This is a genomic window from Streptomyces sp. NPDC101118 (assembly GCF_044759445.1).
GTDB lineage: Bacteria > Actinomycetota > Actinomycetes > Streptomycetales > Streptomycetaceae > Streptomyces.
Map to the genome: position 1 here is coordinate 444,805 of NZ_JBIVZG010000002.1, position 20,847 is coordinate 465,651.

20 protein-coding genes and 1 pseudogene are annotated in these 20,847 nt (G+C 75.5%); 17 read left to right on the top strand and 4 right to left on the bottom strand.

What is annotated here, in order from left to right; all coding sequences use genetic code 11:
• The first annotated feature begins 65 nt into the window (after positions 1-65).
• From ACIQUQ_RS04940 to ACIQUQ_RS04995, 12 genes and pseudogenes are all read left to right on the top strand, one after another.
• Complete coding sequence (locus ACIQUQ_RS04940) at positions 66-695, top strand: DUF5947 family protein (protein WP_403971800.1); 630 nt, start codon at positions 66-68, stop codon at positions 693-695.
• Positions 692-1,408 carry a DUF6084 family protein gene (locus ACIQUQ_RS04945; RefSeq protein ID WP_403971381.1) on the top strand — a complete coding sequence of 239 codons (717 nt, stop codon included), beginning with the start codon at positions 692-694 and terminating at the stop codon, positions 1,406-1,408. Before ACIQUQ_RS04940 ends, ACIQUQ_RS04945 begins: the two co-directional genes overlap by 4 nt.
• Complete coding sequence (locus ACIQUQ_RS04950) at positions 1,405-2,976, top strand: hypothetical protein (RefSeq protein ID WP_403971383.1); 1,572 nt, start codon at positions 1,405-1,407, stop codon at positions 2,974-2,976. Before ACIQUQ_RS04945 ends, ACIQUQ_RS04950 begins: the two co-directional genes overlap by 4 nt.
• Positions 2,973-3,554 carry a hydrogenase maturation protease gene (locus tag ACIQUQ_RS04955; protein ID WP_403971385.1) on the top strand — a complete coding sequence of 194 codons (582 nt, stop codon included), beginning with the start codon at positions 2,973-2,975 and terminating at the stop codon, positions 3,552-3,554. The genes ACIQUQ_RS04950 and ACIQUQ_RS04955 overlap by 4 nt, the downstream gene beginning before the upstream one ends.
• A gap of 12 nt (positions 3,555-3,566) precedes the next feature.
• On the top strand, positions 3,567-3,668 hold the full coding sequence (locus ACIQUQ_RS04960) for a DUF6893 family small protein (protein WP_403971387.1): 102 nt from the start codon (positions 3,567-3,569) through the stop codon (positions 3,666-3,668).
• Positions 3,669-3,762: 94 nt separating this feature from the next.
• Positions 3,763-4,156: pseudogene (locus ACIQUQ_RS04965) on the top strand (hydrogenase maturation nickel metallochaperone HypA).
• A 3-nt stretch (positions 4,157-4,159) separates the two neighbouring features.
• Entirely contained in the window at positions 4,160-4,867 is a 708-nt protein-coding gene (gene hypB / locus ACIQUQ_RS04970; RefSeq protein ID WP_403971389.1) for a hydrogenase nickel incorporation protein HypB, read from the top strand.
• A gap of 13 nt (positions 4,868-4,880) precedes the next feature.
• Positions 4,881-7,259, top strand: a complete 2,379-nt coding sequence (gene hypF, locus ACIQUQ_RS04975) for a carbamoyltransferase HypF (protein WP_403971391.1) — start codon at positions 4,881-4,883, stop codon at positions 7,257-7,259.
• Entirely contained in the window at positions 7,228-7,551 is a 324-nt protein-coding gene (locus ACIQUQ_RS04980; RefSeq protein ID WP_403971393.1) for a HypC/HybG/HupF family hydrogenase formation chaperone, read from the top strand. Before hypF ends, ACIQUQ_RS04980 begins: the two co-directional genes overlap by 32 nt.
• Entirely contained in the window at positions 7,548-8,729 is a 1,182-nt protein-coding gene (gene hypD, locus ACIQUQ_RS04985; RefSeq protein WP_403971395.1) for a hydrogenase formation protein HypD, read from the top strand. Before ACIQUQ_RS04980 ends, hypD begins: the two co-directional genes overlap by 4 nt.
• On the top strand, positions 8,722-9,786 hold the full coding sequence (gene hypE / locus ACIQUQ_RS04990) for a hydrogenase expression/formation protein HypE (RefSeq protein WP_403971397.1): 1,065 nt from the start codon (positions 8,722-8,724) through the stop codon (positions 9,784-9,786). Before hypD ends, hypE begins: the two co-directional genes overlap by 8 nt.
• 149 nt (positions 9,787-9,935) lie before the next feature.
• Entirely contained in the window at positions 9,936-10,418 is a 483-nt protein-coding gene (locus ACIQUQ_RS04995; protein WP_403971399.1) for a DUF5709 domain-containing protein, read from the top strand.
• A 72-nt stretch (positions 10,419-10,490) separates the two neighbouring features.
• On the opposite strand, the gene katG is transcribed toward ACIQUQ_RS04995, so the two are convergent.
• Both katG and ACIQUQ_RS05005 read right to left on the bottom strand, forming a co-directional pair.
• Positions 10,491-12,680, bottom strand: a complete 2,190-nt coding sequence (gene katG, locus ACIQUQ_RS05000; protein WP_403971401.1) for a catalase/peroxidase HPI — start codon at positions 12,678-12,680, stop codon at positions 10,491-10,493.
• Positions 12,681-12,808: 128 nt separating this feature from the next.
• On the bottom strand, positions 12,809-13,396 hold the full coding sequence (locus ACIQUQ_RS05005; protein ID WP_403971403.1) for a TetR/AcrR family transcriptional regulator: 588 nt from the start codon (positions 13,394-13,396) through the stop codon (positions 12,809-12,811).
• 134 nt (positions 13,397-13,530) lie between these two features.
• Between ACIQUQ_RS05005 and ACIQUQ_RS05010 the strand changes: the two genes are divergently transcribed.
• Complete coding sequence (locus ACIQUQ_RS05010) at positions 13,531-14,322, top strand: SDR family NAD(P)-dependent oxidoreductase (protein ID WP_403971405.1); 792 nt, start codon at positions 13,531-13,533, stop codon at positions 14,320-14,322.
• 87 nt (positions 14,323-14,409) lie between these two features.
• Entirely contained in the window at positions 14,410-15,027 is a 618-nt protein-coding gene (locus tag ACIQUQ_RS05015) for a TOPRIM nucleotidyl transferase/hydrolase domain-containing protein (RefSeq protein WP_403971407.1), read from the top strand.
• 18 nt (positions 15,028-15,045) lie between these two features.
• On the opposite strand, the gene ACIQUQ_RS05020 is transcribed toward ACIQUQ_RS05015, so the two are convergent.
• The gene (locus tag ACIQUQ_RS05020) at positions 15,046-15,369 is read right to left on the bottom strand and encodes a hypothetical protein (protein ID WP_403971409.1); all 324 of its coding nucleotides are present in this window, start codon (positions 15,367-15,369) and stop codon (positions 15,046-15,048) included.
• Positions 15,370-15,693: 324 nt separating this feature from the next.
• Here ACIQUQ_RS05020 and ACIQUQ_RS05025 point away from each other — a divergent pair, with 324 nt between their 5' ends.
• Together ACIQUQ_RS05025 and ACIQUQ_RS05030 are read left to right on the top strand one after the other, a co-directional pair.
• Positions 15,694-18,177 (top strand): CehA/McbA family metallohydrolase, encoded by a 2,484-nt coding sequence (locus tag ACIQUQ_RS05025; protein ID WP_403971411.1) that lies wholly within the window; start codon positions 15,694-15,696, stop codon positions 18,175-18,177.
• A gap of 240 nt (positions 18,178-18,417) precedes the next feature.
• Positions 18,418-19,299, top strand: a complete 882-nt coding sequence (locus tag ACIQUQ_RS05030) for an SDR family oxidoreductase (protein ID WP_403971413.1) — start codon at positions 18,418-18,420, stop codon at positions 19,297-19,299.
• Between the two features lie 53 nt (positions 19,300-19,352).
• Here the strand turns inward: ACIQUQ_RS05030 and ACIQUQ_RS05035 are convergent, their stop codons facing one another.
• On the bottom strand, positions 19,353-19,619 hold the full coding sequence (locus ACIQUQ_RS05035) for a DUF4235 domain-containing protein (protein WP_403971415.1): 267 nt from the start codon (positions 19,617-19,619) through the stop codon (positions 19,353-19,355).
• 142 nt (positions 19,620-19,761) lie between these two features.
• Between ACIQUQ_RS05035 and ACIQUQ_RS05040 the strand changes: the two genes are divergently transcribed.
• The gene (locus tag ACIQUQ_RS05040; RefSeq protein WP_403971417.1) at positions 19,762-20,781 is read left to right on the top strand and encodes a glutathione S-transferase family protein; all 1,020 of its coding nucleotides are present in this window, start codon (positions 19,762-19,764) and stop codon (positions 20,779-20,781) included.
• Positions 20,782-20,847 lie beyond the last annotated feature (66 nt).

Sequence of the window (20,847 nt, forward strand, 5' to 3'; positions counted from 1 at the left end):
GCGCGGGGCCGCACCCCGGCGCTGGGCCGCACCCCGACCGGACCGGCCCGCGCCCGGCGCGCGGGCTGGGCCGGTTCACCGGACCCCGGCCCCCGCGCCCCGAGGCGTGCGAACTCTGCGGCACCCCGGTGTCCGGGGACGGCCACCGCCACCTCGTGGAGACCGAACGGCGCGCCCTGGTGTGCGCCTGCCGGCCCTGCGCGGTGCTCTTCGACCGGCCCGGCGCCGCCACCGGCCGGTACCGGACCGTACCCGACCGCTACCTGTCCGACCCCGGACACCGGCTGGACGACGGCGCCTGGGACCGGCTCCGCGTCCCGGTCGGCACCGCCTTCTTCTTCCACAACGCCGCCCTCGGCCGGCCGGTCGCCCTCTACCCGAGCCCGGCCGGCGCCACCGAGAGCGAACTCGACCCCGACGCCTGGCAGTCGCTGCTCGACGCCACGCCGCTCGCCGCGCTCCTGCGGCCCGACGTGGAGGCCCTGCTGCTGCGCCGCGACGCCGGCCGCACCAGCTGCCACCTGGTGCCGGTCGACATCTGCTACGAACTCGTCGGCCGCATGCGCCTGTTGTGGCAGGGCTTCGACGGCGGCGCCGAGGCGCGCGCCGCGCTGCGCGAGTTCTCCGCCGAGGTGGAGCGCCGGGCCCGGCCCGTGCCGGCGGCCACCTCGCCCACCGGGACGGGAGCCCCGTGACCGACCTCTCCTTCGCCTGCACCGGGGTCCGCGCCGACCCCTACGCCGCGGGCCCCACCCTGGTCTTCCGGCTGCGCGTCACCGCGTCCCCGGACACCCGGGTGCACGCCCTCGCCCTCCGCTGCCAGCTGCGCATCGAACCGGCCAGGCGCAGCTACGGCCCCGCCGAGGCGGAGGGGCTCACCGACCTGTTCGGCGAGCGCTCCCGCTGGGGCACCAGTCTCCAGCCGCTCCAGTTCGCCCAGGTCGCCGTGATGGTGCCCGGGTTCACCGGGGAGACCGAGGTCGACCTGCCGGTGCCCTGCACGTACGACATGGACATCGCGGCCACCCGCTACTTCGGGGCGCTCCGCGAGGGTGAGGCTCCGCTGCTCCTGCTGTTCTCCGGCACCGCCTTCACCGGCGCGGGAGGGTTCCAGGTGGCACCGGTGCCCTGGGACCGCGAGGCGCCCTTCCGGCTGCCGGTCGCCGTCTGGCGGGAGATGGTCGAACAGCACTTCCCGGGCTGCGGCTGGCTGCGCCTGTCCCGGGACACCATGGACGCCCTGCTCGCCTACCGCTCCCGGCACGCGCTGGCCTCCTGGGAGTCGACCGTACGGGCCCTGCTGGACGACGCCGCGCCGAGCCGCGCCCCCCAGGTGCCCGGAGCCGCGGCCCGTCCCGGCGGGCCGGCCGCCCTGCTGACCCGCTCCGGCGAGAGGCTGACCCCGTGACCCTCACCCCGGCCCCCGCGGCCCGTACCGGGGGCCCCGGCACGGCGGGCTTCGCGTACGCGCGGCAGGTCGCCGACGCCGTCCTCTTCGAGGGCTACGTGCTCTACCCGTACCGCGCCTCGGCGGCCAAGAACCGGCTGCGCTGGCAGTTCGGCGTACTGGTCCCGCCGGCCTGGGGCCCGGCCCACGGCGAGCACTCCGCGTTCCGGACCGAGCTCCTCATGGAACCGCGCGGGGACACCGTGCTCGCCGTCGAGCTGCGCTTCCTGCACCCCCTGCGCCGGACCGTCCAACGGGCCCTTCCCGGCGGGGGTTTCGCGGACACCGCGGAGCTGCACCTGCCCGACCGGGTGCTCGTCCCCTGGGACGAGGGCGCCGAGGAGCGCGTGGAGTTCACGGTGCCGGTCCGCGACCTGCTCGGCGACGGGCAGGTACGGCACTTCGGCCGGCCGGCCCGCGAGGAGACCGAGCCCGTCCTCGACGGCGACGGCCGCACCGTCGGACGGCTGGTCCGCCGCGCCGCGCCCGTCGAGGGCACCGTACGGCTGTGCGCGGCCGAACTCGACGTCCCCTACCGGGCGTACCGGCTCACCGCCACCGTCGAGAACACCAGCCCCTGGACCCCGGACGGCGCCTCCGAGGCGGCCGGCCGCGACGCCGCCCTGCCCCGCTCCCTGGTGGCCGCACACCTGCTGCTCGGCCTGGGCGCGGGATCGTTCCTCTCCCTGACGGCACCCCCGGAATGGGCCCGAGCGGAGACCGCCGCCTGCGAGAACCGGCACACCTGGCCGGTGCTCGCCGGGGAGCCCGGCCGCACGGACGTGGTGCTGTCCTCCCCGATCATCCTGGAGGACCACCCGGCCATCGCGCCCGAGAGCGCCGGGGCGATGTACGACGCCCTGGAGATCGACGAGATCCTCGCCCTGCGCACCGCGGCCCTCACCGACCAGGAGAAGCGGGAGGCCCGCGGGACCGACGCACGGGCCGCGGCCGTCGTCGACCTCGCCGACTCGCTGCCGCCCGAGGTGCTGGACCGGCTGCACGGCGCGGTGCGCACGCTCCGGGAGATCACCGGCGGGGAACGCCCCGGCGGCGTCGACGGCCCGGAGGGTTTCGGCGGCCCGGAAGGCGCTCCGGGCCCCGAGGCGGGCCCTGGCGCGGGCCCCGGCGCGGGCCACGGCGCGGGTCCCGGCGCGGGCCCCGGGGCCGGCCTGTTCCGGCCGGACACCCCCTGGTGGGACCCGGCCGGAGCCGACCCCGCCGGCCCGCCGCCCGAGCGGGTCCCGGTGGACGGCGTGCCCGTCGGCCGCGGCAGCCGGGTGCTCCTGCGGCCGGGCCTGCGGCGCACCGACGCCCAGGACCTGTTCCTCCAGGGCCGTACCGCCCTGGTCGAGGAGGTCCTGCACGACGTCGACGGGGGAGTGCACCTCGCGGTCACCGTCGAGGGCGACCCGGGCGCCGACATCCGCCGGGAACAGGGCCGCTTCCTGTACTTCCAGCCCGACGAAGTCAGTCCGCTGCCCGACGCCGGGGACGTGCCCGACGCGATGGCGGAGGCCGACCGGTGACCGGCCGCACCCTCGTCGCCGGCATCGGCAACGTCTTCCTCGGGGACGACGGCTTCGGCGTGGAGACCGTGCGCCGGCTCGCCGGCGCGACCCTGCCCGAGGGCGCCGAGGTGACCGACTTCGGCGTCCGGGGCGTCCACCTCGCCTACCAGCTGCTCGACGGCTACGACACCCTGGTCCTGGTCGACGCCACCGCACGCGGCGGACCCCCCGGAACCCTCTACGTCATCGAGCCCGACGCCCTCGGCGAGGGCGCCCCCGTGGAGACCGACCGGCCCGCCGGCGTCCTCGACGGCCACCAGATGTCCCCGGACACCGTCCTGGCCCTGCTGGGCACCCTCTGCGCGGGCACCGGCACCAGCCCGCCCGGCCGCATCCTCGTCGTGGGCTGCGAACCCGCCTGCCTCGACGAGGGCATCGGACTCAGCGCCCCCGTCGCCGCCGCGGTCCCGGAGGCCGCCCGGCTGCTCCTGGAGCTGCTCCACGACCCCGGCCCGGAGCCCCGTACGGACACCGGCCCGGCCCACCACCCGGCGGCCGCGGCCGCCGCCCGCTCCGCCGAACTCCCCGACAGCTGAAGGAGAACCACCGTGACGAAGACCGCCGCCGGCGCCGCGCTGATCGTGGGCGCTGCCGTACTGGCCCTGTGCCTCCCGGACATCAGGCGCTACCTGCACATGCGCCGGCTCTGAGCCGGACGGCGTACGGCAGGCGCCGCCCGACGGCGCGCCCGAACGCCCCGCCCCCGTCCGGCCGGTGTAATGAGCCGCGGCAGGACGGAGACCCATGCACGAGATGTCGATCGCCATGGCCGTGGTGGCCCAGGTGGCGGAGGCGGCGGAAGCCGGCGGCGCGCGCCGTCAGCGAGGTCCGCCTCCAGGTGGGCGAGCTCGCCGGCGTCGTACCCGACGCCCTGGCCTTCTGCTTCGAACTCGCCTGCGCCGACACGGTGCTGGCCGGCGCCACCCTGGTCACCGACACCGTGCCGGCCCGCGCCGGCTGCCGTTCCTGCTCCGCCGACTGGGCCGTCGGAATGCCGCCCGACCTGTGCTGCCCCGGCTGCGGCTCGGCGGCCGGCACCGAGCTGCGCTCCGGCCGTGAACTCCAGATCGCGGGCGTGACCTGGGACGACGCGCCGGCCGGCGCGCACCACCGCGAACCCATCCCCGAGGAGCGCTGAACCATGTGCCGAACGGTCGACCTCAAGCAGGCGGTGCTCGCCAAGAACGACGGGGCCGCGCAGGTCCTGCGCGACCGGCTGGCCGAGGCCGGCACCACCGTCGTGAACCTGCTGTCCAGCCCCGGCAGCGGCAAGACGGAACTGCTCGAACGCGAACTCGGCCTGGCCCGCACCCGGGGCGTCCCGGCCGCCGCCCTCACCGCCGACCTCGCCACCGAGAACGACGCGGTCCGGCTGGCGCGTTCGGGCGTACCGGTCAAGCAGGTCCTCACCGACGGTCTGTGCCACCTGGAGGCGGCCATGCTCGGCCGCCACCTCGACGGCTGGCTGCCCGAGGGCACCCGGCTGCTGTTCGTCGAGAACGTCGGCAACCTCGTCTGCCCGGCCTCCTACGACCTCGGCGAGAGCCTGCGCGTCGTCCTCGCCTCCGTCACCGAGGGCGAGGACAAGCCGCTCAAGTACCCCACCGCCTTCGGCCTCGCCCAGCTGGTGCTGGTCACCAAGTCCGACCTGGCCGCCGCCGCCGAGTTCGACGAGGCCGCGTTCCGCCGCAACGTCGAACGGGTCAACCCCGGCGTGGAGGTGGCGCTCACCTCCGCCCGGCGGGGCGAGGGCCTCGGCCTGCTGCTCGACCGGGCGCTGGCGGTGGCCCCGGACACCCCCGCCCACGTCCCCGTCATGGCCGGCCACACCCACGCGCACCACCACTGAACGGCCGGCACCCGTGGAGACCGTGGAACGCCGCCTGGTCACCGTCCGCGGCGTGGTCCAGGGCGTCGGCTTCCGCCCGTACGTGTACACCCGGGCCACCGCCCTGGGGCTGACCGGACACGTCACCAACACCCCCGAGGGCGTCGTGGCAGAGGTGGAGGGCCCGGCCGCGGCCGTACGCGAGTTCTGCGAGCGGCTCGCCGCCGACGCGCCCCCGCTCGCGGTCGTCGACGCCGTCCGGCACCGCCCGCTGCCCGCCGCCGGCACCACCGGCTTCACCATCGTCGCGTCCCGGACCGAGGGTGCGGCCCGCACCCTCGTCTCGCCGGACACCGCCACCTGCGCAGACTGCCTCGCCGAACTCGCCGACCCGGCTGACCGCCGCCACCGGCACCCCTTCATCACCTGCACCCACTGCGGGCCCCGGTTCACCATCGTCACCGCACTGCCCTACGACCGGGCGCACACCACGATGGCCGGCTTCCCCCTGTGCCCCGACTGCGCCCGGGAGTACGCCGACCCCGCCGACCGGCGCTTCCACGCGCAGCCCGTGGCCTGCCCGGCCTGCGGCCCCCGGCTGCGGCTGCTGGCCGGCCGGCCCCCACGCGAGACGGACGGTGCCGACCCGGTGGCGGGGGCCCGGCGGCTGCTCGCCGAGGGCGCCGTCGTCGCCGTCAAGGGCCTCGGCGGCTACCACCTCGCCTGCGACGCCACCCAGAGCGCCGCCGTGGCCGAGCTGCGCCGCCGCAAGGCCCGCGGGGACAAGCCGTTCGCCCTGATGGTCCCCGACCTGGCGGCCGTGGAACGCCTCGCGTTCGCCGGCCCCGAGGAGCGCGCCCTGCTCACCGGCGCCGCCCGCCCGGTGGTCCTGCTGCGGCGCCGCCCCGGCACCCCGGACGGGCCGGCGCCCGCCGACGGAGTGGCCCCCCGCTGCCCGGACCTCGGCTTCGTGCTCCCGTACACGCCGGTCCACCACCTGCTGCTCGGGCTGCCCGGCGATCCGCCGGGACCCCGCCTGCTCGTGATGACCAGCGCCAACCTCTCGGGCGAACCCATCGTCACGGACGACGCCGAGGCCCTGGAACGGCTGGCCGGCATCGCCGACGCCTGGCTCACCCACGACCGGCCCATCCACGTGCCGTGCGACGACTCGGTGGTGCGCGTCTGCGACGGCGAACCCCTGGTCGTACGCCGCTCCCGCGGCCACGCCCCGCTGCCGCTGACCCTCCCGCTGCCCGTCCCCGAGACGCTGGCAGCCGGCGGGGACCTGAAGAACGTCTTCTGCCTCGGCCGCGACCGGCAGGCCTGGCTGTCCGCACACATCGGCGACATGGACTCCCTCGCCACGCAGGCCGCCTTCGCACGCGCCGAGCGGCAGCTGGAGTCCATCACCGGCGTCACGCCCCGGCTGCTCGCCGCCGACCTGCACCCCGGCTACCGGTCCACCCGGTGGGCCCGACGGCACGCCGGAGAACGTCCGGTGGTGCCGGTCCAGCACCACCACGCCCACATCGCCTCCGTCCTCGCCGAGCACGGCCACGACGGCACCCGCCCGGTGATCGGCATCGCCTTCGACGGCACCGGCTACGGGGACGACGGGACCATCTGGGGCGGCGAGGTGCTGCTCGCCGACTACGCCGGGTACGAGCGCTTCGCGCACCTGGCCCCCGTGCCGCTGCCCGGCGGCGACGCGGCCGTCCGCCGCCCGTACCGGATGGCGCTCGCCCACCTGTGGGCCGCCGGCCTGGACTGGGCACCCGGCCTGCCCTGCGTCGCCGCCTGCCCGCCCGCCGAACTCCGCGTCCTGCGGCAGCAGCTGGAGCGCGGGCTGAACTGCCCGCCCACCTCCGGCATGGGCCGGCTGTTCGACGCCGTCTCCTCCCTGGCCGGCGTCTGCCACGAGTCCGGGTACGAGGCCCAGGCCGCAGTCGAACTGGAGGCCGCGGCCCTCACCGCCCCAGACGCGGCAGCCCCGGCCGAGGGGTACCGCTTCGCCCTCGGCACGGGCACCCCGGTCACGGCGGACCCGGCGCCCCTGCTGGCCGCGGCCGTCGCCGACCTGCGCGCCGGCACCGCCCCCGGCGTGATCGCCGCCCGTTTCCACCGCGCGGTCGCGGAGCTGGTCCTGGCGCTGAGCACCGCCGCCCGCGCGGCGCACGAGACCGGCACCGTGGCCCTCACCGGCGGGGTCTTCGCCAACACCCTGCTGTCCACGGCCTGCGCCCGGCTGCTGCGCCGGGCCGGCTTCACCGTGCTGCGCCACCGGCAGGTCCCGCCGAACGACGGCGGCCTGGCCCTCGGCCAGCTGATGGTCGCGGCCGCCCGGCGGCGCCCGGAACACCCAGAGCGAGGAGGAGCCCATGTGCCTGGCGGTACCCGGCAGGGTGATTGACATCGGCGAACGGGACGGCACCCGGATGGCCACCGTCGACTTCGGCGGAGTGGTCAAGGAGGTGTGCCTGGAGTACCTGCCGGACCTGCGGGTGGGGGAGTACGCCATCGTGCACGTCGGCTTCGCCCTCCAGCGACTGGACGAGGAGTCCGCCCGGCAGACCCTGGAGCTGTTCGCCGAACTCGGCCTGCTCCAGGAGGAGTTCGGCGACCCGTGGGAGCAGGCGGCCGCCGAGGCCGGCGGCTGGCCGTTCGGCGACGACAGCACGACGCAGGAGGCGGCGCGGCAGTGAGGTACATCGACGAATTCCAGGACCCGGACCTCGCCCGCCGGCTGCTGGACGACATCCGGGCCACCGTCACCCGCCCCTGGGCCCTGATGGAGGTCTGCGGCGGCCAGACGCACACCATCATCCGGCACGGCATCGACCAACTCCTGCCCGATGAGGTCGAGTTGATCCACGGGCCCGGCTGCCCGGTGTGCGTCACCCCGCTGGAGGTCATCGACAAGGCGCTGGAGATCGCCTCCCGCCCCGACGTGATCTTCTGCTCCTTCGGCGACATGCTCCGCGTCCCCGGCAGCGGCCGGGACCTGTTCCGGGTCCGCGGCGAGGGCGGCGACGTGCGGGTCGTGTACTCGCCGCTCGACGCGCTGCAGATCGCCCGGCAGAACCCCGACCGGCAGGTGGTGTTCTTCGGCATCGGCTTCGAGACCACCGCCCCGCCCAACGCCATGACGGTGTACCAGGCCGAGCGGCTCGGCATCCGCAACTTCAGCCTGCTCGTCTCGCACGTCCGGGTGCCCCCCGCCATCGAGGCGATCATGGGCTCGCCGAGCTGCCGGGTCCAGGGCTTCCTGGCCGCCGGCCACGTGTGCAGCGTGATGGGCACGGCCGAGTACCCCGCCCTGGCCGACCGCCACCGGGTGCCCATCGTGGTCACCGGCTTCGAACCGCTGGACATCCTGGAGGGCGTACGCCGGGCCGTGCACCAGCTGGAACGCGGTGAGCACCGCGTCGAGAACGCCTACGCCCGCGCCGTGCGCCCCGAGGGCAACCCGGCCGCGCTCGCCATGCTCGCGGACGTCTTCGAGGTCACCGACCGGGCCTGGCGCGGCATCGGCGTCATCCCGGACAGCGGCTGGCGGCTCTCGCCGAAGTACCGGGAGTACGACGCGGAGCACCGCTTCGCCGTGACCGGCATCGCCACCCGCGAACCCGAGAAGTGCCGCAGCGGCGAGGTCCTCCAGGGCCTCCTCAAGCCCCACGAGTGCGAGGCCTTCGGCACCCTGTGCACCCCGCGCAACCCCCTCGGCGCCACCATGGTCTCGAGCGAGGGCGCCTGCGCCGCGTACTACCTCTACCGGCGCCTCGACCTCGCCCCGCCGCGCGCCGCAGACGCGGCGGCCGCGGGCAGCGGCGCGGGACGCACGGAGACGACCGCACCCCTGGAGGCGAACCCCGTTGTCTGAGACCGCACCGCTCGACGTCACCGGGTGGACCTGCCCGGCCCCGCTCCGCGACCACCCCCGCGTGGTCATGGGCCACGGCGGGGGAGGGGCCCTCTCCGCCGAGCTCGTCCGGCACGTCTTCGCACCGGCCTACGGCGGACCCGCCCTCGCCGGTCTCGGGGACAGCGCCCAGCTCACCCTGGGCGGCGCCCGGCTGGCCTTCTCCACCGACTCCTACGTCGTGCGGCCGCTGTTCTTCCCCGGCGGCAGCATCGGCGACCTGGCCGTCAACGGCACCGTCAACGACCTGGCGATGAGCGGGGCCGTCCCCGCCTACCTGTCCTGCGGGTTCATCCTGGAGGAGGGCGTCGAGGTCGCCACGGTCGCGCGGGTGGCCGAGGCGATCGGCACCGCGGCCCGGGCCGCGGGCGTCGAGATCGCCACCGGCGACACGAAGGTCGTCGAAGCGGGCCACGGCGACGGCGTGTACGTCAACACGGCCGGCATCGGGCTGATCCCGGCCGGCGTCGACCTCCGCCCCCAGCGCGTGGTCCCGGGCGACGTGGTCGTCGTCAGCGGCGAGATCGGCCTGCACGGCGTGGCGATCATGAGCGTCCGCGAGGGCCTGGAGTTCGGCGTGGACGTCGCCAGCGACTGCGCCGCGCTCGGCGGTCTGGTCCAGGCGATGCTGGCGGTCACCCCCGACCTGCACGTCCTGCGCGACCCCACCCGGGGCGGCCTGGCCGCCGCCCTCAACGAGATCGCCGCCGCCTCCGGCACCGGGGTCGTCATCCGCGAGCGCGCCGTGCCCGTGCCGCCCGCGGTCGCCAACGCCTGCGCCGTCCTCGGCCTCGACCCCTTCTACGTCGCCAACGAGGGCAAGCTCGTGGCCTTCGTACCGCGCGAGCACGCCGACGCCGTCCTCGACGCGATGCGCGCCCACCCCCTGGGCCGGCGGGCGGCCGTCGTCGGCGAGGCGGTCGCCGACCACCCCGGCATGGTGGTGGCCCGCACCGCCCTCGGCGGCACCCGGGTCGTCGACCTCCCCGTCGGCGAACAGCTGCCCCGCATCTGCTGACGGCCCCGCCCGACGGGCGCGGCCGCGTGCCGCGCCCGTCGCCGGACCACGGCGACCGCGGTGTGGACGCCCCGGCCCCGGGTAGGCGCAGGCGGGTACGCAAGCCCCGGGGCCGCGCCGCACGGCGCGGCCGGAAGGAGAGGCGGGCCATGACCGAGAACGACGCGCGCGCCGACGACGTGTACCAGCCGCAGGACGCCGACCAGCCCGGAGAACTCCAGCCGGACCTGGAGAACACCCTGGACGAGCCCGGCCTCGACGACCGGCTGGACACCGCCGACTCGCCCCCCGAGCGCCCGTACGCCGTCGCGGGCCCCGCGACCACCGGCCGCGAGCTGAGGGACGGCACGACCCTGGACCAGCGCCTGGCCACCGAGGTCCCCGAACCCGACCCCCGCGGCGCAGCCGACGGCAACGGGATCGGGGACCTGCCCGGTGGCGAGGGCGAACCCGTGGACGACCAGGCGGGCACGCGCCGGGCCGGCCGCCTGGCGCCGGCGGACGATCCGGGTCCCGGCCCGCACCCCCACCTCTCGGTCCGGGCCCACGACGTGGGCATCGACGGCGGCGCGGCCTCCGCCGAGGAGGCCGCCGTCCACGTCATCGACGAGGACGACGAGGGCACCGGCTGACCGGTACCGGTCCGCGGACCGGACGTGCGGATGCGGGCCGGCCGGTGGTCCGGCCGGCCCGCGGCCCCGGTCTCAGCGGAGGTCGAACCGGTCCAGGTTCATCACCTTGTCCCAGGCGGCCACGAAGTCGTGCACGAACTTCTCGCCGGCGTCCGCGCTCGCGTACACCTCGGCGAGCGCCCGGAGCTGGGAGTGGGAGCCGAAGACCAGGTCGACCGCGGTGGCGGTCCACTTCACCTCGCCCGTGGCGCGGTCCCGGCCCTCGAACTCGTTCTCCGCCGTGTCGGACGCCCGCCACTCCGTGCCCATGTCGAGCAGGTTGACGAAGAAGTCGTTCGACAGCGTTCCGGGACGGCCGGTGAAGACGCCGTGCGCCGACCCGCCGGCATTGGCGTCGAGCGCCCGCATGCCGCCGATCAGCACGGTCATCTCGGGGGCGGTCAGCGTCAGCAGGTTGGCCCTGTCCAGGAGGAGGGTCTCCGGCGGGAGCTTCTCGCCGGACCGCAGGTAGTTGCGGAAGCCGTCCGCGCCCGGTTCCAGGACGGCGAACGTCTCGACGTCCGTCTGCTCCTGGGAGGCGTCGGTGCGTCCCGGCGCGAAGGGCACCGTGACCGCGTGCCCGGCGTCCCGCGCCGCCTTCTCCACGGCCGCGCACCCGCCCAGCACGATCAGGTCGGCCAGCGAGACCTGCTTGCCGCCGGACTGCGCGGAGTTGAACTCGTTCCGGACGCCTTCGAGCGCCTCGACCACCGCGGCGACCCCGGAGGCCGTGTTGACCTCCCAGTCCTTCTGCGGGGCGAGCCGGATCCGCGCTCCGTTGGCCCCGCCGCGCTTGTCGGTGCCGCGGAAGCTGGCCGCGGACGCCCAGGCGGCGGTGACCAGTTGGGAGACGGACGGCCCCGACGCGAGGACGGCCTCCTTGAGCGCGGCGACCTCGGCGTCGCCGATCAGGTCGTGGCCGGGCGCCGGGACCGGGTCCTGCCACAGCTGCGGTTCGGCCACCCAGGGCCCGAGGTAGCGCGAGAGGGGACCCATGTCGCGGTGCAGCAGCTTGTACCAGGCCCGGGCGAAGGCGTCGGCGAGCTGGTCCGGGTTCTCGTGGAAGCGCCGCGAGATGGGCGCGTACACCGGGTCCAGCTTCAGAGAGAGGTCCGTCGTCAGCATCATGGGCGCGTGCCGCTTCGACGGGTCGTGGGCGTCGGGCACCGTGCCCTGGGCCGCGGGGTCCGTCGGCGTCCACTGCTTCGCGCCCGCCGGGCTGGTCGTCAGCTCCCAGTCGTACCTGAAGAGGTTGTCCAGGTAGCCGTTGTCCCAGTGGACCGGGTCGGTGGTCCAGGCGCCCTCCAGCCCGCTGGTGAGCGCGTCGGCGCCCTTGCCGGTGCCGTAGGTGTTCGGCCAGCCCAGGCCCTGCGCCTCCAGCGGGCAGCCCTCCGGCTCACGGCCGACGTACTGCGGGTCGACGGCGCCGTGGCACTTGCCGAAGGTGTGCCCGCCGATGATCAGGGCGGCCGTCTCCTCGTCGTCCATCGCCATGCGGCGGAACGTCTCGCGGATGTCCTTCGCGGCGGCCAGCGGGTCCGGATTCCCGTTGGGGCCCTCGGGGTTCACGTAGATGAGGCCCATCTGGACGGCGCCGAAGGGGCCGGTGAGCTCGCGGTCTCCCACGTAGCGCTCGTCGCCGAGCCAGGTGTCCTCGGGCCCCCAGAAGATCTCCTCGGGCTCCCAGATGTCCTCGCGTCCGAAGCCGAACCCGAAGGTCTTGAACCCCATGGACTCCATGGCGCAGTTGCCGGCGAACACCAGCAGGTCGGCCCACGAGATCTTCCGGCCGTACTTCTGCTTCACCGGCCAGAGCAGCCGGCGCGCCTTGTCCAGGCTCGCGTTGTCCGGCCAGCTGTTGAGCGGGGCGAAGCGCTGGGCGCCGCTGCCGCCGCCGCCCCGCCCGTCGGCGATCCGGTACGTCCCGGCGGCGTGCCAGCTCATCCGGATGAACAGCGGCCCGTAGTGGCCGTAGTCCGCGGGCCACCAGTCCTGCGACGCGGTCATCACGTCGAAGACGTCCCGCTTCAGCGCTTCGACGTCGAGCGTCGCGAACTCGGCCGCGTAGTCGAAGTCCTCACCCATCGGGTTGGCGCGGGGGGAGTGCTGGTGCAGAACCTGGAGATCCAGCTGGTTCGGCCACCAGTCCCGGTTCGTCATCGGCCGGGTCGGCACGGGGGCCGGGGAGGGGATGACCGGGTTCTCGCTTTCGCTGCCGGACACGGGCGCCCTTCTTCCTCTTGGTCCTTCTATCGCCTGATGCGTCCGTATGGTCCCGCATCGCACACCTCAGAGCCACGAGAACACGCATGGGAACGCCGTGTCGGCGAAAGGAAGGGGCACGTGGCCCGTCAGTGGGAGCCGGGACCGGCGGCGGGCGCCGCGGGGGAGATCCGGGTGAGGACCAGGAGCGCGTCGACGAGGTCCTCCGCGGGGGCGCCGGTGGCGAGGCGGCGCAGCTGCTGGCCGAAGACCAGCGCGACGGCGGCGCCGGCCAGCCGTTCGGGGTCCGGCACGCCGAGGTGCGTCAGCAGGCGGGCGGCGAGCAGGTCGTACGCGGCGAAGCACTCGGCCGCGGCGGTGCGCAGCCGTTCGTCGCGGCCGGCCTGGACGTAGAGCTCGAAGGGGGCGATGTGCCGGCTGTCGAAGCCGTCGACGCCCGCGACCTGGGCGACCACCTCGGCCGCCTGGCGGATGTCGAGGCCCTCCGAGCACTCGTCGGCGAGGGTGGTGAAGTGCCGGGTCTCCTCGGCCACGAAGTGCAGCAGGCTCTCCCGCAGGAGCTCGTGCTGGGTGGCGAAGTGGTACGTGACGGAGCCGAGGGAGACGGCGGCCTCCTTGGCGATGCGCCGGTTGGTCACGGCCGCGACCCCGTCCTGCCCGATGATCCGCAGCACGGCGTCGATGATGCGCTGGCGGGTGTCGGACGCAGGGGACATGGCGGCATTCTGCCTCATCGTCAGGGGTCCCAGGCCCTCGGGCCGGCCACCCGTTCCCCTGCCGCACCTGGACAGCGGGCGGGCCCCTCCCTACTGTTCGTTCGAACGAACAGTAGGCGAGCACAGGAGTTGTCATGGACATATCTGGAGCGAACGTTCTGCTCACGGGTGCCACCGGCGGCATCGGGGCGGCCCTGGCCGCGCACCTCACCGCCGCCGGGGCCCGCCTCACGGTCACCGGACGGCGCGAGGAGGCGCTCAAGGCCGCCGCCGACGCCCACGGCGCCCGGGGAGTCCTCGCCGACCTCGCCGTACGGGAGGACGTCGCCCGCCTCGCCGAGACGTGCGCCGACACCGACGTGCTGGTCGCGAACGCCGCCCTGCCCGCCAGCGGCGAACTCTTCGACTACACCGAGGAGCAGCTCGACCGCGCCCTCGACGTGAACCTGCGGGCGCCCATCGTGCTGTCCCGGCTGCTCGCGGCACCCATGGTGGTCCGCGGCCGCGGCCACATCGTGCTCGTCGGCTCCATCTCCGGCAAGGCGGCGACCCGCTCCACCTCCCTCTACAACGCGACCAAGTTCGGGCTGCGCGGCTTCGCCCTCGCCCTGCGCCAGGACCTCAGCGGCACCGGCGTCGGGGTGTCGCTGGTGCAGCCCGGGTTCGTCCGGGACGCCGGCATGTTCGCGGCCACCGGAGCCGCCACGCCCAACGGCATCAGGACCGTCACCCCCGGCCGGGTCGCCGAGGGCGTCGTACGGGCCGTGCGGCGCGACCTGTGCGAACTGAACGTGGCCCCGTTGGAGCTGCGGCTGCTGAGTGCCGTGGCCGGACAGTTCCCCCGGTTCGCCGAGCGGGTCCAGGCCCGGGCCGGCCTCGACGGCTCCGTACGGCAGATCGTCGACGCCCAGCGGTCGCGCCGCTGACGAGTGACGGCTGACGGCCGGCGGGGCCGCCGCCGGGGCCGCGGAAAACCCTTCGCGCGGCGGACGGAAAGGGCCGAGACTCGGGCCATGACCGACATGGGGGACTTCCGGGCGGCCGTCACCGCATGGGCGGCGGGCGGCCCGGACGACCCGGCCCGCGAGCTGGCCGAACGGCTGCAGGTCCGCACGGTGGTGCTGCTGGAAGGGCCGAGCGACGTCGCGGCGGTCGAGGCGCTGGCGGCCCGCCGCGGCCGCGACCTGGCGGCCGAGGGAACCTGCGTCCTGTCGATGGGCGGGGCGATGAACGTCGGCCGCTTCGCCGCCCTGCTCGGCCCGTCCGGCCTCGGCCTCCGCCTCACCGGACTCTGCGACGAACGCGAACGCCCGTACTTCGCCCGCGGCTTCGCCCGGGCCGGCGCCGCGCCCGAGGGGATCTTCGTCTGCGCGGCCGACCTGGAGGACGAGCTCATCCGCGCCCTCGGCGTCGCCCGCGTGGCCGACCTGGTCAGGGCGGAGGGGGACGAGCGGGCCCTGGAGACCTTCCTCAACCAGCCCGCGCAGCGGGACCGCGGCGCGGAGCAGCGGTTGCGGCGCTTCCTCGGCACGAAGAAGGGCCGCAAGATCCGCTACGGCCACGTCCTGGTCGAGGCCCTCGACCAGGACCGCGTACCCGCCCCGCTGGAGGGCCTGCTGGCCGGTCTCTGACCGAACCCGGCCGTCCCGTCAGCGGACCTGCGCGTCGGGTGACGTCAGCAGGTGCAGGGCCCGGTGCTCGGCGCCCGCCTGGGCGGCTCCGGCGCCGAGCAGTCCCCGGTCCGCCGCCTGCCCCAGCGCGGCACTCAGCTCCATGCACCGGTCGCAGTCCTCGAACCAGCCGGGCACCAGGTCGAGGTGACGGTTGGCCAGGTGGCGCGCCAGCCTGCTGAGCGGGTGGGGCGCACCCTCGGGGGACGGCTGCTGCGCGCGCCGCGCCGGGTACTGCACGGTCTGGCGCAGGCGCGTGCAATCCGGACAGACCGTCAGGACGGCCGCGGGGTCGGCACTCATGCGGCCACGGTAACGCCCCGGGGCCCCCGGTGCGGTCCCCGGCTCGGCGCCGTCCGCCGACCGGGTCAGCGGCACCCGGCTCGGGCGGCCCTCCGGCGCGGTGCCGGCGCCATTGTCCTCGAACGGCGGCGGCCCTACTGTTCGTTCGAACGACTCGGCTCCGGGCCGGCCGTTCTGCGCGCGGGCCGGGAGCCCGGGCGTCCCGTACGGCCGCCGGCCCGGGCTCGTAGGCCGTCCCGCGACACGGCACGACCCGCCACGCACCGTCCTGCCACGCAACGTCCCTCCCCGCCCCGCCCCGTCACGTGAACGGAGAGCCAGGCTGTGCTGAGCGACCACCCCCCGAACCACCCGTCCGAGACCTGCACTCCCTGCCCGACCCCCCGCACCGCCGCCCCCGGCGTCGAGCGCAGGACCCTGCTCCGGCTCGGCGGACTGCTCGCCGCGGGCGGAGCCGCCGCACTCCTGCCCGCCCCCCTCGCGAGCGCCGCGACCACCACCGGCCTGGGCACCGGCACGGTGACCACCACCTACCAGGGCCGCTCGCCCAACGGCTTCGACCAGTGGGCGTCCGTACCCTTCGACGTCCCGGCCGGCGTCCAGCGCATCACGGTGTCCTCCGGCTACGACGCGGCCGCGGGCATCCTCGACACCGGCATCTTCGGCCCCTCCGGCTTCCGCGGCTGGTCGGGCAGCGCCCGCTCCGAGTTCACCCTCTCCGGCGCGGACGCCACCCCCGGGTACCTGCCCGGGCCCGTCGAGCCCGGCCCCTGGTACGTCGCCCTCGGCCCCATCGTCCGCGCGGCCGGCGGCATGGCCTGGCAGGTCACCGTCACCCTGCACCACGGGGACCCGCTGCCCGGCCGCCCGTACGACATCCTGCCGACCGCCGTGCCCGGCCGGGGCCCCGGCTGGTACCGCGGCGACCTGCACCTGCACAGCGTGCACTCCGACGGCGGGCGCACGGTGGACGAGATCGTCGAGGCCGCCCGCCGCGAGGGCCTGCACTTCCTCGCCACCTCCGACCACAACACGAGCTCCACCGGCGTGTCCTGGCGCGGCAACGTCCCCACCGACCTGCTCGTCCTCAACGCCGAGGAGGTCACCACCCGGCACGGCCACTGGCTGGCCGTGGGACTGCCCCAGGGCGAGTGGGTGGACTGGCACCACGCCCCCCGCGACGGCGCCTTCGACGCCCACTCCCGGCGGGTCCACAGCCTCGGCGGCCTCACGATCGCCGCACACCCGCTCACCCCGGCGGCGGGCTCGTTCTGGGAGTTCGGCCTCGACCGCGTCGACGCGCTGGAGGTGTGGAACGGCCCCTGGACCCTGGACGACGCGGCCAACATCGCCGCCTGGCACGCCCTGCTCTGCGTCGGCAAGCGCGTCGCCGCCGTCGGCAACAGCGATGCCCACAGCCCCGCCGACGCCGTCGGCCGCCCCCACAACGTGGTGCGCGCCGCCTCGCTCTCCGCCCCCGCCGTCCTCGACGCCCTGCGCCGGGGCCGCTCGTACGCCGTCGAGTCCGCGGCCGTCACGGTGGACCTGACGGCCCGCGGCGGCGGTGCGGTGGCGGGCCCCGGCGAGGAACTGCCGCTGTCGTTGTTCGACGCCGTCGACGTCACCGTGGACGTCTCGGGCGCCCCCGACAGCATCGTCACCCTGTACACCGAGTGGGGCATCATGGCCGCCACCTGGATCGGCGCCGGCGGCCGCGGGCAGCTGCGGTGGCGCGGCTGGGGCAAGGCCTGCCTGTTCGCCCGCGCCGAGGTCCGGCGGCCCAGACCCGCCTCCACCACGCTGGACCAGCTGGTCGCCGTCACCAACCCGGTCTGGTTCCACTCCGCCCAACTGCCCCCGTACGACGTGGAACGGCGCACCCTCTTCCACACCGAGCGGCGGCCCGACGGGACGTGGAGCAGCATGCGGCCGCTGCCCGGTGCCGACGGCGCGGCCTCGTTCGCGGGCCTCCAGACCGCCGCGGCCGGAATGGCGGACGGGTCGGTCGTCGTCCTGGGCATCGCGCCCGACAACAGCCTGTGGCTCACCTCGGTACGCGGACCGGCCACGCTCCTGCCCTGGGAGCGGATCACCGGCCCGGACGGCAGGGCCGAGTTCACCGTCCGCGAGGCGGACCTCGCCGGGTTCCCGAACACCTGCCAGATCGTGGTGACCGCGATGGACGGCACCGTCCACCACCAGCAGCGGCGCGCCGACGGCGGCCTGACCGGCTTCCGGGCCGTGCCCGGCACCGCGGGCGCGAGCCGCTGGGGCGCGACGAAGGTGTCGGTCGCCGCGATGCCCGACGGGTCCGCGCAGCTGCTCGGCTACGGCACCGACGGAGCCATGTACCACTGCATACGCCGGGCCGACGGCTCGTGGAGCCCGTGGGGGCGCATGGCCGGCTACGGCGGGGCGCCCACGTTCTCCGGCCCCGCCCTGGCCATCACCGGCATGCCCGACGGCTCGTCACAGGTCCTCGCGATCGGCCTGGACGGCATGGTCTACCACCAGCTGCGCCGCCCGGACGGCTCCTGGACGGGCTTCCGGCCCCCGCGCGGCGTCACCACCCCCACCATGGGAGCCAGCGCCGTCGGCATCGCCGGCACGCCCGACGGCGCCGCACACGTCGTGGCGGTCGGCCTCGACGGCCGGGCCTGGCACAACATCCGGCGGCCCGACGGCTCGTGGACCCCGTTCGCCCGGATCCCGGGCCCGAACGGCAGCGACGGCTTCCCCGCAGGCCAGGTCCGCATCACCGCCCTCCGCGACGGCTCCACCCACGTGTCCGCGGTGAGCGCCGGCTAGCCCGGCGTACGCGGCCGGGGTGTCCGTACGGGAGGGCGCCGCCGGTGTACGCCCCCTCGCGCGCCCGTGCCGGTGCCGGTGCCCGTGCCTGCCGCCGCACGGGCACCCGGGCCGGCCCGAGCGCATGGGCGGAGCCGCCGCGGGAAGGCGGCACAGGGAGACGGACGTGACCGGAGGGCCGGGGGCGGGGGCCGCACGCGGCCACCGGGGCCCGGGGGGCCGAACGAAGGGCGATCAGCGGTGGACGAGCGGCTTCCCGACCCCACGACGCAGTACCCCCGGCCGGACTTCCCGGCCCAGGAACAGTCCCCGCCCGGGTGGACCGGGCCCATGGACCCGCCGCCGGACCACGGCGAGGACTCGTACCGGGGCCACGGCCGGCTGACCGGCCTGCGCACCCTGGTCACCGGGGGCGACTCCGGCATCGGACGGGCCGTGGCGCTCGCCTTCGCCCGTGAAGGCGCGGACGTCGCCTTCACCCACCTGCCCGAGGAGGAGCGGGAGGCGGACGAGACCGCCCGGCTGGTACGCGAGGCCGGCCGCCGGGCCGTGCCGGTGGCCTGCGACATCCGCGAGGAGGCCGCATGCCGGGCCCTGATCGACCGCACCGTCGCGGAGCTCGGCGGGATCGACGTGCTGGTCAACAACGCGGCGTACCAGATGTCCCAGCCCGACGGCATCGAGGCCATCAGCACCGAGCAGTTCGACCGGGTGGTGCGCACCAACCTGTACGGGATGTTCTGGCTGTCCAAGCTGGCCCTGGCCCACATGGGAGCGGGGGCCTCCATCATCAACACCACGTCCGTGCAGGCGTACAAGCCCAGCCCGCACCTGCTGGACTACGCCATGACCAAGGGCGCCATCGCCAACTTCACCCAGGGCCTCGCCCAGATGCTGGCCGAGCGCGGGATCAGGGTCAACGCCGTCGCCCCCGGGCCCGTGTGGACCCCGCTGATCCCGGCGACGATGCCGGACACCCGGGAGTTCGGCAAACAGTCGCCGCTGGGCCGGCCCGCGCAGCCCGCCGAGATGGCCCCCGCGTACGTCTTCCTCGCCTCCCCGCAGGCCGGCTACATCACCGGGGAGATCATGAACGCGACCGGCGGTACGCCGCTGCCGTGAGCGGAGTGGCCGCAGGCCGGGCAGGGGTCCCGGGCCCCTGCCCGCCGGGGCCGTCAGTCCGGCCAGGTGCCGGTGACCTTGCGGACCGTCGTGGCGCCCGCGCGGTCCACGGCCGCCCTGACGAGCGCGAAGACCGCGCCCTGGATGGCCGCCGCGATCAGCACCTCCCGCCACGTCCGATGCTCGTCCGTGGCGTCGGGTGCGTCCTCCTGGTGCCCCAGCACCTTCCACAGCTGCTTGAAGAGCGCGCCGGCCGCCATGCCGCCCGCCGTGCCCAGCAGCATGCCCACCGGCTTGTACGTGACCGCCGTCGCCTTCATGACCGCCGCCTTCCGTGCTCGTCGTCCGTTCCGTGCGTGTCGTCCTCCACGGGCCCCTCGCCTACCCCGGTCCCGCGGCCCCACTCCTCCCGGGCCGGCGGCCCGCGCGTTGCGGGCGGCGAACGGCGGGTAGGGGCGGGGCGTGAGCTACGTACACGACGGCGCCGCCTACGAGCGGGACAGCCGGTATCTGACCACCCGGATCACGGCCGACGGCCGGGAGGGCCACCCGGTGGAGCCCGGCCGCTACCGGCTCGTGGTCAGCCGCGCCTGCCCCTGGGCGAGCCGGGCCGTGATCGTACGGCGCCTCCTCGGCCTGGAGCGGGCCCTGCCCATGGCCGTCGCCGGGCCCGTGCACGACGAGCGCAGCTGGACCTTCGACCTCGATCCCGGCGGCCGCGACCCCGTGCTCGGCATCGAACGGCTCCGCGAGGCCTACCTCGCCCGCGACCCCGGCTACGACCGCGGGATCACCGTGCCGGCGGTCGTGGACGTCACCACCGGCGCGGTCGTGACCAACGACTTCCCCGCCCTCACCCTCGACCTGTCCCTGGAGTGGACCGCGCACCACCGTCCCGGAGCGCCGCGCCTCTATCCCGCCGAGCGGCGCGAGGAGATCGACGCCGTGAACGCGGAGGTCTACGAGGACGTCAACAACGGCGTGTACCGGGCCGGGTTCGCGGGCTCCCAGGCCGCGTACCGCGAGGCCTACGAGGCGCTGTTCGAGCGGCTCGACCGCCTCGCGGAACGGCTCGCGGACACCCGCTACCTCGTCGGCGACACCGTCACCGAGGCCGACGTACGGCTGTTCACCACGCTGGTGCGCTTCGACGCGGTCTACCACGGCCACTTCAAGTGCAACGCGCGCAAGCTGACCGAGATGCCGGTGCTGTGGGCGTACGCGCGGGACCTGTTCCAGACGCCGGGCTTCGGCGACACCGTCGACTTCGAGCACATCAAGCGGCACTACTACGAGGTCCACTCGGACATCAACCCGACCGGCATCGTCCCGGCCGGCCCCGACCTGGCGGGCTGGCTCACCCCGCACGGCCGCGAGGTACTGGGCGGCCGCCCCTTCGGCGAGGGCACACCACCCGGCCCGCCCGGGCCTGCCGAGGCCGTCCCGGTGACCCACACCCCCTGGGCGACGGCCCCCGCCTGATCCCTCAACCCCTCCTCCCCTCGGGACGCTCTGGTCGTCCGACCGGAGCAGGGGGGACAGAGCCGG